The organism is Vibrio sp. Vb1729, assembly GCF_033338655.1.
Lineage (GTDB): Bacteria > Pseudomonadota > Gammaproteobacteria > Enterobacterales > Vibrionaceae > Vibrio > Vibrio alginolyticus.
This window is the reverse complement of the sequence record NZ_JAWOTB010000047.1, coordinates 25,618-40,520: the sequence shown is the minus strand read 5'-3', so window position 1 is coordinate 40,520 and position 14,903 is coordinate 25,618. Positions and strand designations below refer to the sequence as shown.

At 45.7% G+C, this 14,903-nt stretch carries 12 protein-coding genes; 8 read left to right on the top strand and 4 right to left on the bottom strand.

What is annotated here, in order from left to right; genetic code table 11:
* Positions 1-119: 119 nt before the first annotated feature.
* A complete protein-coding gene (locus R7E29_RS18265; protein WP_005379898.1) occupies positions 120-1,379 on the bottom strand; it encodes an inorganic phosphate transporter in 1,260 nt (419 codons plus the stop codon).
* Positions 1,380-1,510: 131 nt separating this feature from the next.
* Complete coding sequence (locus R7E29_RS18260; RefSeq protein WP_005379896.1) at positions 1,511-2,191, bottom strand: TIGR00153 family protein; 681 nt, start codon at positions 2,189-2,191, stop codon at positions 1,511-1,513.
* A gap of 212 nt (positions 2,192-2,403) precedes the next feature.
* Between R7E29_RS18260 and R7E29_RS18255 the strand changes: the two genes are divergently transcribed.
* On the top strand, positions 2,404-3,936 hold the full coding sequence (locus R7E29_RS18255) for an inorganic triphosphatase (RefSeq protein WP_005379894.1): 1,533 nt from the start codon (positions 2,404-2,406) through the stop codon (positions 3,934-3,936).
* A gap of 41 nt (positions 3,937-3,977) precedes the next feature.
* Here the strand turns inward: R7E29_RS18255 and R7E29_RS18250 are convergent, their stop codons facing one another.
* Positions 3,978-4,751 carry a potassium channel family protein gene (locus tag R7E29_RS18250; protein ID WP_025768395.1) on the bottom strand — a complete coding sequence of 258 codons (774 nt, stop codon included), beginning with the start codon at positions 4,749-4,751 and terminating at the stop codon, positions 3,978-3,980.
* Positions 4,752-4,856: 105 nt separating this feature from the next.
* On the opposite strand from R7E29_RS18250, the gene R7E29_RS18245 reads away from it, so the two are divergent.
* The 3 genes from R7E29_RS18245 to hldE all read left to right on the top strand — a co-directional run bounded on the left by R7E29_RS18245 (position 4,857) and on the right by hldE (position 10,568).
* Positions 4,857-6,113, top strand: coding sequence for a methyl-accepting chemotaxis protein (locus R7E29_RS18245; RefSeq protein ID WP_005379890.1), 1,257 nt, complete (start codon positions 4,857-4,859; stop codon positions 6,111-6,113).
* Between the two features lie 113 nt (positions 6,114-6,226).
* Complete coding sequence (glnE, locus tag R7E29_RS18240; RefSeq protein ID WP_017633600.1) at positions 6,227-9,070, top strand: bifunctional [glutamate--ammonia ligase]-adenylyl-L-tyrosine phosphorylase/[glutamate--ammonia-ligase] adenylyltransferase; 2,844 nt, start codon at positions 6,227-6,229, stop codon at positions 9,068-9,070.
* Between the two features lie 67 nt (positions 9,071-9,137).
* Positions 9,138-10,568 carry a bifunctional D-glycero-beta-D-manno-heptose-7-phosphate kinase/D-glycero-beta-D-manno-heptose 1-phosphate adenylyltransferase HldE gene (hldE, locus tag R7E29_RS18235; protein ID WP_017633601.1) on the top strand — a complete coding sequence of 477 codons (1,431 nt, stop codon included), beginning with the start codon at positions 9,138-9,140 and terminating at the stop codon, positions 10,566-10,568.
* 178 nt (positions 10,569-10,746) lie between these two features.
* On the opposite strand, the gene tolC is transcribed toward hldE, so the two are convergent.
* The gene (gene tolC, locus R7E29_RS18230; RefSeq protein ID WP_005379884.1) at positions 10,747-12,075 is read right to left on the bottom strand and encodes an outer membrane channel protein TolC; all 1,329 of its coding nucleotides are present in this window, start codon (positions 12,073-12,075) and stop codon (positions 10,747-10,749) included.
* Between the two features lie 229 nt (positions 12,076-12,304).
* On the opposite strand from tolC, the gene nudF reads away from it, so the two are divergent.
* The 4 genes from nudF to yqiA all read left to right on the top strand — a co-directional run bounded on the left by nudF (position 12,305) and on the right by yqiA (position 14,898).
* Positions 12,305-12,955: an ADP-ribose diphosphatase gene (gene nudF, locus R7E29_RS18225; RefSeq protein WP_017633602.1), complete on the top strand. Its 651-nt coding sequence runs from the start codon at positions 12,305-12,307 to the stop codon at positions 12,953-12,955.
* Positions 12,955-13,398 (top strand): DUF1249 family protein, encoded by a 444-nt coding sequence (locus tag R7E29_RS18220; protein WP_017633603.1) that lies wholly within the window; start codon positions 12,955-12,957, stop codon positions 13,396-13,398. Before nudF ends, R7E29_RS18220 begins: the two co-directional genes overlap by 1 nt.
* A 61-nt stretch (positions 13,399-13,459) precedes the next feature.
* Positions 13,460-14,266, top strand: a complete 807-nt coding sequence (gene cpdA / locus R7E29_RS18215) for a 3',5'-cyclic-AMP phosphodiesterase (protein ID WP_005379877.1) — start codon at positions 13,460-13,462, stop codon at positions 14,264-14,266.
* A 47-nt stretch (positions 14,267-14,313) separates the two neighbouring features.
* Complete coding sequence (yqiA, locus tag R7E29_RS18210; RefSeq protein WP_017820245.1) at positions 14,314-14,898, top strand: esterase YqiA; 585 nt, start codon at positions 14,314-14,316, stop codon at positions 14,896-14,898.
* The last annotated feature ends 5 nt before the right edge of the window (positions 14,899-14,903 follow it).

The window sequence follows — 14,903 nt, the reverse complement described above, 5'->3', positions numbered from 1 at the left end:
AAATAGACGAATAGTATGCAGTTTCAAACCTCGGTGCAACAAAGAAGGGAGGCAAAGCCTCCCTTTCTGTGCGTTTGAGTCAATAATGACAAAGCGCTTACATTCTATTGACGAGTGTCTTAAGCGAACATCGCTTGAAGTCCGTAGAAGAATACTACGGCCAATAACGCACCCGCTGGTAGTGTAACGATCCATGATGCCACGATGTTACGAACTACGCCTAGGTTCAGTGCTGCGATACCACGAGCAAAGCCAACACCGAGAACCGCACCAACCAATGTTTGAGTGGTTGAAATTGGCAGGCCTGTACCAGACGCTAGAACTACCGTACATGCTGTTGCTAGCTGTGCTGCAAAACCGCGGCTAGGCGTTAGCTCAGTGATGCCTGTACCAACGGTTGCCATTACTTTGTGACCTAGTGTTGCAAGACCGACCACGATACCAATACCACCAAGAGGTAGAATCCACCAAGCGATGGTGCTTTTCGTGCTGATTTCGCCCATGTGTTCAACAGTCGATACGACAGCAGACAGTGGACCAATGGCGTTTGCAACGTCGTTTGAACCGTGTGCAAATGCCATCGCACAAGCGGTGATAACCATCAGAACGCTGAAGATACCTTCCACGCCAGAAAAGCTGCGGTCTTCTTCGCGATTAGCGAATTTTTTCTGGATGTATACGTAGCCGCCAATCATCACAAGTGCTGAAACTGCTGCTGCCCACATCCAGGCTTCACCATTGGTCAGGTGAAGACCAACGTGTTTTAGACCTTTTTTGATGGTTACAAGTGCAATCACCATTGTTGTGATGAACATGTAAACAGGTACAAAACGTTTCGCGTTAAACAGAGGGTTCTCAGTATCAAAAATCAGGCGCTGTGCGCTGACAAAGATAACGTAAGCAAAGAAACCTGAAATCACTGGCGTAATAATCCAGCTACCAACAATGCCTTGAACGCTGCCCCAGTCAACCGCTTCAGTACCTACTGATACGCATGCAAAACCAATGATTGCACCGATGATTGAGTGAGTCGTTGATACTGGCCAGCCCATGTAAGAAGCAAGAAGCAGCCATGTACCTGCTGCTAAAAGCGCAGACATCATGCCGTAGACAAGAACATCTGGTTGACTAGCAAATAAAGAAGTTTCGATTACACCTTTACGGATAGTGTCGGTTACTTCACCGCCTGCAAGGTAAGCACCTGCAAATTCGAAGATCATCGCAATGATGATAGCTTGTTTTACAGTTAGCGCTTTTGAACCTACAGATGTACCCATCGCATTAGCAACGTCGTTCGCGCCAATACCAATCGCCATCATGAAACCAAAAATCGCTGCAACAATAATCAGGACAGTGCCGTAGTTCGCAAGGATATCCATCGTAATACCTAGTTGTTTTATAACAAGCGGAACAAAATTTTACGCGCGCCAAACCATAAGACGATGAAAATAGTCATCGTCCCTATGACACGTGTTAATTATGCTCTTCGTTATGTCGTTAACTTTATGTTTTAAGATCGAGATAGCATGACTTCCAAACGAGCACCTACGCGCTGCGCTTGGTCGGCAATACCACCTACCCATTCAAGAATCTTGTATAGGAACATGACATCGATAGGGTTCATGTCAGCTTCAATCACCATCAACTGCTGGCGAAGTTCAATCTGCATGGCATCGGTATCATCTTCGATAACGTCTAATTGATGAATCATTTCAGCGACGAGCGTCACTTCACGGCCTTTGAAACCGGTTTCTAGCAATTCATCAAGTTCATTGATTACCTTTTGCGCCTGATCGGCAGCATCAAGACAACGTTGAACGTAAGCGAGGAAGTTTGGTTGGAGAGCCTCAGGGATGACAAGTTGACGACCATATACACGGCCAGCAATGTCTTTTGCCAGGTTTGCAAGTTTGTCCTGTTGAGTCAAAAGCTCAAGCATGTCAGTACGGTCGACTGGCATGAACAAACCGCGAGGCAGTTTTAGACGGATTTCACGTTTCAGCACATCCGCTTCTTTCTCTAGGTGAGAAATTTGTGCACGGATTTCTGCTGCTTTTTCCCAATCACCCTTTGAAGATACTTCAAAGAATTTCACCAAGTGTGAACAACATTCGTTGACACACACAACGTGGCGTTGCAAAGGCTTAATTGGGGACTTTGCAAATAACCCCATAATTGTATTTACTGGCATGGTCATTCAACCTAATAACTATAACCTTAAAAAAACATACACCATTTCTGAGTGCTTGGCGAAATGTTGAACGATGGCTATAAAGGCGCGCATGGTAACGCATTAAATCGCTCATTAAAACTGTTTTAGATCATCATTCCGGCGATATTTCTCTCTTGCCGTGTGAGAAATTACGCAATATCCTGTTTCTATCTGCTTTGAAAGGTATAGCTATGGAAACCGAAATAGAACTGAAGTTTTTTGTTTCTCCTGAATTTTCAGAAACTTTAAAAGAAAAAATTTCTGAGACAAAAGTACTTCAGCATAGTTGTCGTGACTTGGGTAACACCTATTTTGATACTGCCGATAAATGGCTTCGAAAGCACGACATTGGTTTAAGAATTCGCCGTTTTGATGATGTATTCGTCCAAACCGTAAAGACAGCAGGGCGCGTCGTCGCAGGCTTACATCAAAGACCAGAATACAATGCTGAGCACACTAGCGACGAGCCTAATCTGTCGCTTCATCCTCTAGATATTTGGCCTCCAGGTAAAGATGCAGAAACGCTGCAATCCGAGCTTATGCCATTATTCTCGACCAACTTCACACGTGAACAATGGCTGATTGGCATGCCCGATGGCAGTCAGATTGAAGTTGCTTTTGACCAAGGCTTAGTTGTAGCCAAAGGTGAAGACGAAGAAGAGAAGCAAGAGCCAATTTGCGAAGTTGAACTGGAACTTAAGTCTGGCCAAACCGAAGCTTTATTCACACTGGCACGCAGCTTTTGCGAGCAAGGTGGTATGCGCTTGGGTAACTTGAGCAAAGCGGCGAAAGGTTATCGACTTGCAAGCGGTTATGCGGGTGATGAAGTAAAATCATTGGCACTTGTGGACAGTAGTCCGACGGATACCGTTGAATTTTGCTTGATCAACTCTTTAGAGCACGCTTTGTCTCATTGGCATTATCACGAGCAAATTTATGCTGAGCGTGACAGCGTGGAAGCACTGCGTGAAATCAGTAATGCCATTCGTTTCATTCGTCAAACATTGACCATTTTTGGCGGGATTGTCCCTCGTCGCGCGAGCGCGATTCTGCGCCAAGAGCTTAAATGGTTGGAAGAAGAACTGAGTTGGTTGGATGAGCATGCACACCTTGAAGAGCTTTTAGATGACAAAGGCAATGTGCTGCGCAAGTTGGATGCACGTAAGTTCTTAGTATCTGAGTTGACTCAGCAGTTACAAGAGTTGCCAAGCCGTGAAGAAGTGCTAGGGTTGCTCAATTCCGCGCGTTACACAGGGTTACTGCTGGATCTAAGCCGCTGGATCTTAGCGCGCGGTTGGCAGCCATTTCTTGATGAAAAAGCACGTGAAAAAATGGCAAGTAATATCATGCCGTTTTCAGTTACTCAGCTCGATCGCACTTGGGCTGAGCTAATGGAAGCTTTCCCAGCAGAGCGCGATTTGACGGCGCAAGAGTACGTTGATCAGCGTTATCGCTTATTGCGTAACCTATATACTGGTATTGGTTTCGCGAGTTTGTATAACTCGGATGAGCGTAACAGCTTCCGTTTACCATGGGCGGATCTGGTGCATGGTATCGATGATCTGCTAATGCTGAACCACTTGCTCCCGTTGGTTGATATGCTGGAAGACGCAGAAAAAGAGCAGTTAGAACGCTGGTTGCACCGTCAAGAGCGCTCAATTTTGCATGCAATGGATCAAACCCGAGCGATCAGTGTGGAAGTACAGCCTTATTGGCGTGAATGATCGTTCTGGTGGTAACGACAAAAAAATAGGACCGCATGGTCCTATTTTTTTGTCTCTGTTTTACGTTGTTGTAGCTCTTTTTCCATGAAATCGAGTCGTTCTAGTATTTGCGCTTGTTGGGTTAGGAGCTGCTCGAGCATACGTTCTTTATTGATTGAACTGTGCGTCTGTTGTTTCGTTGGGGCAGTAAGGATAGAGGTGATAAGACCCGAGATCATACCAAAGATACCCACCCCGCAAACAATGATGATGACAGCCAAAAACTTTCCTATGGAGGTCACAGGATAATGATCGCCGTAACCAACCGTTGAGATCGTTACAAATACCCACCACAAAGCATCGGCGCCAGTGCGAATATTCGCTTCTGGGTTTTTCGCTTCGATAAACAGCATTGCACTAGAACCGAGCGTTATGAGGATAACCATCAATAGCAGTATAGAGGCGACCGTAGTTTCGCGGCGGTTTTCTTTGAGCTGATGCAAAATGAACTTTGACGAACGCAGTACTAATACCACTCGCATAATATGAAAAATACGAGCAAAGCGCAGGGGCTCTATCAATGGGATGCTCGCCACGAAATCTATCCAATGACGTTTAAGGAATAACCAGCGATCTGTGGACCGGATCAAATCAATGGTGAGCTGTAGTAGAAAAATACTACAGATTATGAAATCCAGACCGATAAGAACTTGACGGGTTTCGTGATCGATCGGGAAAAACAACAAGCCAGAGATCACAAATAGTGCCATAAAAGACAATATTAGTGACAACAGGCCCATCGGTCGTGTGCTGTCTTTGATATCATTGTTTTTCATACGAAGCTCAAAATAAATCGCGTAACCACGCAAAGCGCGAACATAACTATAAGTAATATAAAGATTATAGATAAAGACTATATAAGACTCGGTGGAGAACTGACAATGGAAAAGCTGGCATTTAAGCCATGGGAAAGGGTCATATCCGACATTCGACTGGTGCCTAAAATGGTCATGTTGATGGTCTTCAGTACTGTCCTGATCGTGGCAAAACAACTGTGGGACGCAAACACTTTTTACGACTCACTTTTAGCGGCGACACAAAACGCGCAAGTTGCCCAACAGCATTATGAAGCATATTTAACGCAAGTTGCTTGGCAAACCGCCTTATTGATTGTGGTTTTTGTCGTGCTCTTATTAGCGGCGGCTAGAGTGATGTTGCGTCAAACACAGTATCTGAGCGACGCGATCAAACTGATGGCGAGCAAGAACCTCTCTGTTCCATTTGGTATGGATTGTAAAGATGAATACGGAGACGTGGCACGTGAATTAGAAAAGACACGTCGACAATTGCACGATGTGATTCAAATGCAAATTAATGCGTCTGATGAATTATCAACGCTCACCGAAGTCATGACACTGAGCATGTCGGAAACGAAGGAATCGGCGCAAGAAGAGTTTAACGAAATTGATCAACTTGCTACGGCGATGAGTGAAATGTCGTCGACGGTCCAAACGGTTGCGGAACATGCCCAGACGGCCTCTTCTCTGACAGAGCAAGCTTCCGCACAAGCAATTTCTGGTCAGCAGTTCTTGCAAAGTACAATGGCGAAAATGAGTGAACTTTCGTCGGATATCGCTTCATCGGCACAAGCGGTTAACCAAGTTGAAGAACGTGTTGAAGCCATTGGTAGCGTTGTAGGGACGATTCAAGGCATTTCTGAACAAACCAACCTGCTTGCACTGAATGCGGCGATTGAAGCGGCGCGAGCTGGCGAGGCTGGGCGGGGTTTTGCTGTGGTTGCAGATGAAGTTCGTAACCTTGCCCAACGTACACAACAAGCGACGGTAGAAATTCAAGAGATGATCGCACAGCTGCAAACCAGTGCTGAATCTGCGGTAGAACTCATGGAAAAAAGCGTTGTAGAAGCGGCAGATGGAAACGAGCTGGTTTCTAATGCTGGATCTGAGCTCGATGGTATTGTTGGGCAAGTGACGCAAATCAATGACATGAACTTCCAGATCGCGACGGCGTCTGGTCAGCAAAGCAGTGTTGCAGAAGAGATGAGCCAAAACCTCACCAATGTACGTGAGTTGGTGGAAGCCTCAGTTGTTGTCGTTACCGAGCTGCTAGAAACCTCTGAAATGATGCAAAATAATGCAGGTGAGCTAGACAAGAAGATCAAATCTTTCCAAGTTTAATATTCGATCCCGAACTTTTGATAAAACGCCCACAAACCTTTTGTGGGCGTTTTTATTTGCTTTCAGTCTGGTATAAAGAATGAGTTACCGTGCTTTTCAAACAAGGAAGAAAAATGCAGCTGCCTTCGCCACTGATTTCTATCGCTGAATCTGCCGTACAAAACGCCCAAGACGCAGGTTATTTTCCCCTTTGGCCCGATGAAGTTGCGCAGCAATTTCGTTATGTGGCGGGCTTAAGCCAATTTATAACCGAAGCCATTCATCGCGATGAAGTCCTAGCCCGTGAGTTGCCAAGTATGTTAGCGCAGCCAAGTCGTCAGGAGTCTTACCGCTCAAGCCTTGCTGAACTGTTGGAACAATGTCCTGATGAGATGTCTGGTCATCGCGTATTGCGTCAGTTTCGCAACCGAGAAATGGTGTACATTGCGTGGAAGGATTTCACGCATGCATGGTCTCTAGAGACGTCTTTAAGCCACTTATCTGAGTTGGCAGAAGCGATGATTTTTGAAACCTATCAATGGCAATATCAAGTGTGTTGTCAGGAGTGGGGCACGCCAACAAGTGAGGACGGTGAAGTGCAGCCGATGTTAATTATCGGCATGGGGAAACTGGGTGGTGGCGAGCTAAACTTTTCTTCCGATATTGATCTAATTTTCACGTACCCAGAGAATGGTGAAACCCAAGGCGCACGCCGAAGCATTGCCAATGCCCAGTTCTTTACTCGTCTTGGTCAACGCATCATCAAAGCGCTCGACCAACAAACCTTCGATGGTTTTTGCTACCGCGTCGACATGCGGCTTCGCCCATTTGGAGAAAGTGGCCCCTTGGTTATGAGCTATGCCGCACTTGAAGATTATTACCAAGAACAGGGACGAGATTGGGAACGTTACGCGATGATCAAAGCTCGGGTGATGGGATGTGAGATGTACCCGCAGTATCAAGAGCTACGCCAAATGCTGCGCCCTTTTGTTTTTCGTCGTTATATTGATTTCAGTGCGATTCAATCTTTGCGTCGAATGAAGTCGATGATCAGTAGCGAGGTTCGCCGCCGAGGGTTGAATAACAACATTAAGCTAGGTGCGGGTGGCATCCGAGAAATTGAATTTATCGCTCAAGTTTTTCAATTGATTCGAGGTGGTCGAGAGCCTTCTTTGCGTAATCGAGGGCTGTTGGAAACGCTGCAAGGCATTGAAGAACTGGCATTGCTTACTCCAAAAGAAGTCAGCGATCTAGAAGCTGCATACAAGTACTTGCGTCAATTAGAAAACTTGTTGCAAGCAATGGCGGATAAGCAAACCCAGACGCTGCCTGATTGCGAAACCGAACGCTTAAAGCTCGCCACTGCGATGAAAATGAGCTGTTGGGAGCAATTAATTGAGCAAACCCAGCAGCATATGGCAAATGTTCACCAAGTTTTTGAATCACTAATTGGTGATGATGAAGAAGACGAGGGGACTACTGTTGCTCGTCATTTTCATGAGCTATGGGATATGGCCGACAAACAAGACGTTCTTGAGCATATCTTGCAGCAGGATATTCAGATTGAAGACTTTGCTTCATGCGCGAAAACCATCATCAACTTTAAAACCGATCTGGCCAAAAAAACGTTAGGCCCACGTGGACGCGAAGTGCTCAATCGTTTGATGCCGAAAGTGTTTGATGCGGTCTTTGCCCATCCTGATGCACAGTTTGGTTTATCTCGTGTACTTCACTTGCTACATAACATCTGCACTCGCACAACTTACTTGGAATTATTGGATGAGCATCCAGCGGCTCTGGTGCAGCTCGTACGTTTGTGTACCGCAAGCCCAATGATTTCAGAGCAGCTGTCTCGTTATCCTATCTTGCTTGATGAGTTAATCGACCCTGCGCAGCTGTACAATCCCATTCCATTAGACAGTTACCGTACAGAGCTGCGTGATTATTTGGCACGTATTCCTGAAGATGATATGGAACAGCAAATGGAAGCGTTGCGTCAGTTTAAGCAAATTTGTATTTTGCGTATTGCAGCGGCAGATATTGCTGGCGCATTGCCAGTGATGAAAGTGAGTGACCATTTAACTTACTTAGCGGAAGCTATCGTGGATGCGGTGGTCAGTCAGGCTTGGTTGCAAGTGTCTGAAAAGTACGGCGAGCCAACGCATGTGAAAGATCGTGAAGGTAAAGGCTTTGCTGTAATTGGTTATGGTAAAGTCGGAGGGTGGGAGCTCGGCTATAACTCCGATTTGGATATTGTCTTCATGCATGACTGCCCCGTCAATGTCTACACTGACGGCAAAAAAGAGATTGATGGTCGTCAGTTCTACCTTCGTTTAGCACAGCGTATCATTCATATTTTCTCCACTCGCACCGCTTCCGGTATTTTATACGAGGTCGATACCCGATTGCGTCCGTCCGGTGCATCGGGTTTGTTGGTTAGCCCAACGGACGCGTTCGACGACTATCAACATCAAGACGCGTGGACATGGGAGCATCAAGCACTTGTCCGCGCGCGCATGATTTATGGTGATGAACCACTGGCGATAGCATTTCACAATACGCGGCATGATGTGTTGTGCAAAGCACGCGATCAAGCTGAACTGAAAAAAGACGTTGTCGAAATGAGAGAAAAAATGCGCGGTCATCTTGGGGGGAAAAAGCCAGGCCGCTTTATGCTCAAGCAAGATGTAGGTGGGATTACCGATATCGAATTTCTCGCTCAGTACCTAGTGCTCAACTATAGTCACGATAAGCCGAAATTGACGCGTTGGTGTGATAATGTGCGCATCTTTGAAACGCTCATTGCGCAAGATGTTATGGACGAAGACCAAGCAATGCAGTTGATACGTGCTTACACGACAATGCGCAACGAAATACACCGCCGAAATCTACTCAATTTAGACGCTGATGTGGTGGAAGATAAGTTTGTTGCCGAAAGGGAGTGGGTAAAACAGGCTTGGAATCAGTGGTTCAGTTAAGACCATATATTTAGCCTCGATAAGGGCTGTGATAAACTCACTTCGATTTAATTTTTGGAGACCAACAATGAAACCAATTCTACCTGATTACAACAGCGCTGGTGTGCTCATCATCGGTGATGTCATGCTAGATCGTTACTGGTATGGCCCAACCGGGCGTATTTCTCCTGAAGCGCCGGTTCCTGTTGTAAAAGTAGAAAACAATGAAGAGCGTCCTGGTGGTGCTGCGAACGTTGCGATGAACATCGCATCACTAGGTGGCCATGCTCACATTGTTGGTCTAACTGGGGAAGATGAGCCTGCAAAAGTGCTGACGGAGACGCTGAGCTCACTCAATGTGAAGTGCGATTTCGTTGCACTGCCTGATTACCCAACGATTACGAAGCTTCGCGTAATGAGCCGTGGACAACAGCTTATTCGTCTCGACTTCGAAGACAAGTTTGAAAACACAGATTCTGCACCTGTGCTATCACGTATGGATGCCGCACTGCCAAACGTTAAAGCCGTGATTATGTCTGACTACGCAAAAGGTTCGTTAGAGCATGTTCAGGCATACATTCAAAAAGCGCGCGCAGCAAATATTCCGGTTTTCATTGACCCGAAAGGTGCGGATTTTGAACGCTACCGTGGCGCAACACTTCTTACGCCAAACATGAAAGAGTTCGAAGACGTTGTAGGTAAAGTGAAATCTGACCAAGAGCTAGTAGAGAAAGCACTGGCTTTGGTTGAAGAGTTTGAATTTGAAGCGCTTTTAGTGACACGCAGCGAAAACGGAATGACCTTGATTCGTCGTGGCCAGGAACCTTTCCACCTTCCAACTCAAGCGAAAGAAGTGTACGACGTGACAGGTGCGGGCGACACGGTTATCTCTGTATTGGCAGCGTCTGTTGCCGCAGGCAAATCATTTGAAGAAGCGTGTGCACTAGCAAACGCAGCGGCAGGTGTTGTGGTTGGTAAACTAGGCACGTCAACGCTTTCTGAGATTGAATTAGCAGAAGCGGTACATGGCAGCCAAGACACGGATTACGGTGTGATTTCAGAAAAAGCACTGATCGAAGCGGTGAAAAAAGCACGTGCTCGTGGCGAGAAAGTCGTTATGACAAACGGCTGCTTTGATATTCTACACGCTGGGCATGTGTCTTACTTAAACCATGCTGCTGAACTGGGCGATCGCCTAATCGTTGCGGTTAATACCGATGAGTCAGTAAAACGCCTTAAAGGCCCTGGTCGTCCGGTAAACCCAACCGATCGCCGCATGGCGGTGTTGGCAGGTTTGGGCGCTGTGGATTGGGTTGTACCATTTAGTGAAGATACGCCGCAGCGTTTGATCTCAGAAGTTCTACCAAGCTTGCTAGTAAAAGGCGGTGACTACAAACCAGAAGAGATTGCTGGTGGTAAAGAAGTCATTGCGGCGGGTGGTGAAGTTCGTGTATTGAACTTTGAAGATGGCTGCTCGACCAGTGAAATCATTAATGCAATCAAAGGCGGTAAGGGCTAAGGCTGCTGTTTGTTAGCATTGAAATGCTATTTGCTCATAAAGGTCGCTAAGTGCGGCCTTTTTGATACTTGTAGTTCAGAGGCACTTTTAAGCTCTGAACTACAAGTAATAAAAAACGCCAGCTGATAACTCAACTGGCGTTTTTTATTTATTAAGACCTGAAGTATTCAGTTCGCGGTTATTTTGCCGCTTTCAAACCTGCATCAACGTCCAAGATGTCTTGTTCGCTTAGCGTACCAACTGCTTGGCGTAGCTGAAGAACACTTAAAATGTAGTCGTAACGAGCGTTCGATAGGTTTTTGTTCGCATCGTATAGACGACGAGTCGCGTCCAGTACATCAACGATAGTACGAGTACCTACATCAAAGCCAGCTTCTGTTGCTTCTAGTGCAGAGCGTGCAGAAATAACCGCTTGCTCATACGCACGTAATGCGCCGATAGAGGCGTTAATGTTGTTGTTTTGTGCGCGAACATCTTTTACTACGCTACGGTATTGCGCTTCAAGATCTTCGCTTGCAGCCACGTACGCGTATTCAGCTTGTTTGGTTTGAGAGGTTACGTTACCACCTGTGTATAGCGGTACAGCAAGGTTCACACCAATATTGAAGTTGTCTGTCGTGTTGTCACGAGAGCTATGAGAAGTATCACCGTAGTTGTAACCACCATCTAGAGAGAGCGTTGGTAGGTGGCCAGAGCTTGCTAGTGAAATATTGTCACGCGCAATGTCTTGAAGAATACGTGAAGATAGCAAGGTCAGGTTTTTGGTTTTTGCTTCATCAATGAGCGATTCAGCAGGTACGGTCGATGGGCTAGCAGTGAAGCGGCCAGTGTCCAAAATGTTGAGATCTTTGTGCTCTTGGCCTGTAATTTCACGCAGTGACTCGTAGCTATTAGTGAGCGCGTTTTCTGCCAACACTTCGTCCGCTAGCACTTGGTCGTACTGAGCTTGTGCGTCATGCACGTCAGTGATTGCAGACAAACCTACTTCAAAACGCTGTTTAGTTTGCTCAAGTTGACGGCCAACCGCGGCTTTTTCTGCACGTACGAAAACAAGATTATCTTGTGCGCGTAGAACTTCAAAATACGCTTGTGATACGCGAAGAATCAGTGCCTGTTGCGTCGCTGCGTAAGTTGCGTCTGCTTGGCGAGCACTTTTCTCAGCAGTATCTAGAGAGATCCAAGATGCGCGGTTGTAAAGTGCTTGTGAAAAGCTAACGCCAGCGGTTAGTGCGTTGCCATCGTTTGATACGTCGCTAATTAGATTTGAATCGTATTCAGTATCACCACGAGTTAAATTGTAACCCGCAGTAAGGTTAATTTGTGGTAATAGAGCACTACGGCTTGAGGTGATTGCTTCGAAAGCTTGGTCACGTTGTGCTGCTACACTGAGCAATTGTGGATCATTTTGTTTTGCCAAGTCGTAGATTTCAGCCAAAGAGTCTGCGAACGCAGACGTACTCATGCTACCTAGCGCTGCACTGATAAATAGTGGAAGCAATTTTTTCATTTTCTATTCCCGCGGTCCATAGATTGGTTAATTCTCAGTAGTTTAACTCAATTTGCACGATATTTACTCTAAAGTTTGCACTTTTTTACACGTAATTATCCACTTGTGCAATAAATTTTTAGCAAAGACTTAAATTAATTTGTAACTATTATACAAAAAGTTGAGCCAAGTCCTTTGAGCAAGCGAATAACAATGAGTAAACTACAGGATTCACTCAGAGAGGTGTTGAATGCAACAGCGTGACAAACAACAACAAGATTTTACTTCGCGAGATGTAAAAGTCATCTCGAAAGAAACCTTATTTGAAGGTTTTTTCAAAATGGTGAAATACCGCTTTCAGCATAGGCTATTTGCTGGTGGTTGGAGTGGAGTTGTCGAACGAGAAATGTTCGAGCGTGGTCACGCAGCAGCGATGCTTCCTTATGATCCAAAGACGGACCAGGTCGTAATCATTGAACAGATTCGTATTGGCGCGTTGGAACATGAACACCCTTGGCAGCTAGAAATTGTCGCCGGTATGATTGACCGCGATGAATCTGCTGAAGCCGTAATTCGTCGAGAGGCTGTCGAAGAAGCGGGGATTCAGGTGGGGCGCGTTGTACCTGTTACGTCCTATTATCCTTCGGCTGGTGGTTGCTCGGAAAAGCTAGACGTCTTTGTTGGTGAAGTGGATGCGTCTAAAGCGCACGGCATTCATGGTTTAGACTATGAGAATGAAGATATCCGCGTTCATGTCATGAGTCGTGAAACGGCGTATCAATGGGTGAAGGACGGAAAATTTGAAAATGGTGCGTCGATTATTGCGTTGCAATGGCTGCAATTACACCATCAAGAGTTAAAGTCAGAATGGGGACTATCCCAAACGGTGGAGAGTGAGTAATGGCACAATTGGCTGAAAAACAACAATATCATGTTGATTTAGCTGGCCTTATGAGAACGTATGAGACCAACTACGCTAAGTTGAACGCCTTATTGCCTGCTTCTGCCGAAGTTGGGGATGTACGTTGCTACCAAGCGGCGAACATGGTTTACCAATTGACCGTGAATGAAATCACAAAATACACCACAGTTGTTGAGATATGTCAGAGTGATGAAACGCCAGTGTTTCCTTTACCGACGATGTCTGTCAGGCTTTATCATGATGCGAGAGTAGCCGAAGTATGCTCAAGCGGAGAGTTCTCTCGCATAAAAGCTAAGTATGATTATCCCAATGACCAACTGATGCAGAAAGATGAAAAGCATCAATTAAACACATTCCTCGGTGAATGGCTGACGTTTTGTTTACGAAGTGGTATCAGTAGAACACCACTTGCCTTCAATTGATCGTCACGTCACTAAAGGAAAATAACAAATAACGATATAGTGGACGAATCAGGTTTTCATTTTGCAATCATCTAGTGACAGCATCAAACTTTTACAAATTACGGATACTCATCTGTTTGCTGCCGATGAGGGAAGTTTGCTAAGCGTAAAAACAGTCGATAGCTTCAATGCTGTTGTTGCTGATGTTTTACGCCGCAACGTGGCGTTTGATTACATCTTGGCGACAGGCGATATTTCCCAAGACCATAGTGCAGAATCTTATCAGCGCTTTGCCAACGGCATTGAACCGCTAGAGAAAGACTGCTTTTGGCTACCTGGTAATCATGATTACAAGCCTAATATGGGCAGTGTTTTGCCTTCGCCACAAATCAAAGCCGCAGAGCATGTGTTGCTTGGCGAGCATTGGCAGTTAATTCTTTTAGACTCGCAAGTTGTTGGCGTTCCTCATGGGCGCTTGAGTGATCAGCAATTAACGCTACTCGAAGAAAAGCTAGCCGAACACCCAGAAAGACACACACTTGTTTTGTTGCATCATCACCCGTTACTGGTCGGAAGCGCGTGGCTTGATCAACATACTTTAAAAGATGCCGAAGCGTTTTGGCAGGTTGTCGAGCGTTTTGATAACGTGAAAGGCATTCTCTGTGGTCATGTTCATCAAGATATGAATGTGCTTTACAAGGGCATTCGAGTGATGGCAACACCCTCAACTTGTGTTCAGTTTAAGCCTAACTCGGATGATTTTGCCCTTGATACCACTTCGCCTGGTTGGCGGGAGCTGCAACTACACGCTTGTGGCGATATTACGACCCAAGTAGGTCGGCTTCCTGATGGCCAGTTCCAACCAGACTTCTCTTCTAACGGCTACTAACGCGCCCGAGCTCTCTGTTCGGGCTCGCTTTTTTGTGCGAGATATCTATGAGTAAACCTTCACTTCTTCTCTATATCCATGGCTTTAATAGCTCTCCACTCTCCATGAAAGCGAATGTGATGAGAGCCTACTGCGAGCAACATAGGCCTGATATCAAGGTGATTGTTCCCCAGTTACCTTGTTATCCTCAGCAAGCGGCGAAAATGTTGTTGGATATTATCGAGCAATATAAAGACGACTATAAAATTGGTCTAGTGGGCAGCTCATTAGGCGGTTTTATGTCAACGTGGCTAAATGACAAGTTTGGGTTTAAAGCGGTAGTGGTCAACCCCGCAGTCAAGCCTTATGAGTTGCTAGTAGATTATTTAGGTAAGCAAACTAACCCATATACGCATGAAACCTATACACTTGAAGCTTGTCATATTGACGAGTTAAAAGCTCTTGATGTACAAAGCATCGCGTCGCCACATTCTTTTTGGTTATTGCAACAAACAGAAGATGAGGTTTTAGACTATCGACAAGCGGTAGATAAGTTTGCAGACGCTAAGCAAACAGTAGAACAAGGCGGTGATCACAGTTTTGTAGGCTTTGAGCGTTATCCTGCACAGATTATCGAATTTCTAGAACTGTAATTCGA

What these genes read in the sequence shown, in the direction of transcription:
- nudF (WP_017633602.1), top strand. Translation starts at nt 12,305, where the DNA reads ATGCAACAGCGTGACAAACAACAACAAGATTTTACTTCGCGAGATGTA.
- yqiA (WP_017820245.1), top strand. Translation starts at nt 14,314, where the DNA reads ATGAGTAAACCTTCACTTCTTCTCTATATCCATGGCTTTAATAGCTCT.
- hldE (WP_017633601.1), top strand. Translation starts at nt 9,138, where the DNA reads ATGAAACCAATTCTACCTGATTACAACAGCGCTGGTGTGCTCATCATC.
- R7E29_RS18250 (WP_025768395.1), bottom strand. Translation starts at nt 4,751, where the DNA reads ATGAAAAACAATGATATCAAAGACAGCACACGACCGATGGGCCTGTTG.
- R7E29_RS18220 (WP_017633603.1), top strand. Translation starts at nt 12,955, where the DNA reads ATGGCACAATTGGCTGAAAAACAACAATATCATGTTGATTTAGCTGGC.
- R7E29_RS18255 (WP_005379894.1), top strand. Translation starts at nt 2,404, where the DNA reads ATGGAAACCGAAATAGAACTGAAGTTTTTTGTTTCTCCTGAATTTTCA.
- R7E29_RS18260 (WP_005379896.1), bottom strand. Translation starts at nt 2,191, where the DNA reads ATGCCAGTAAATACAATTATGGGGTTATTTGCAAAGTCCCCAATTAAG.
- R7E29_RS18245 (WP_005379890.1), top strand. Translation starts at nt 4,857, where the DNA reads ATGGAAAAGCTGGCATTTAAGCCATGGGAAAGGGTCATATCCGACATT.
- R7E29_RS18265 (WP_005379898.1), bottom strand. Translation starts at nt 1,379, where the DNA reads ATGGATATCCTTGCGAACTACGGCACTGTCCTGATTATTGTTGCAGCG.
- tolC (WP_005379884.1), bottom strand. Translation starts at nt 12,075, where the DNA reads ATGAAAAAATTGCTTCCACTATTTATCAGTGCAGCGCTAGGTAGCATG.
- glnE (WP_017633600.1), top strand. Translation starts at nt 6,227, where the DNA reads ATGCAGCTGCCTTCGCCACTGATTTCTATCGCTGAATCTGCCGTACAA.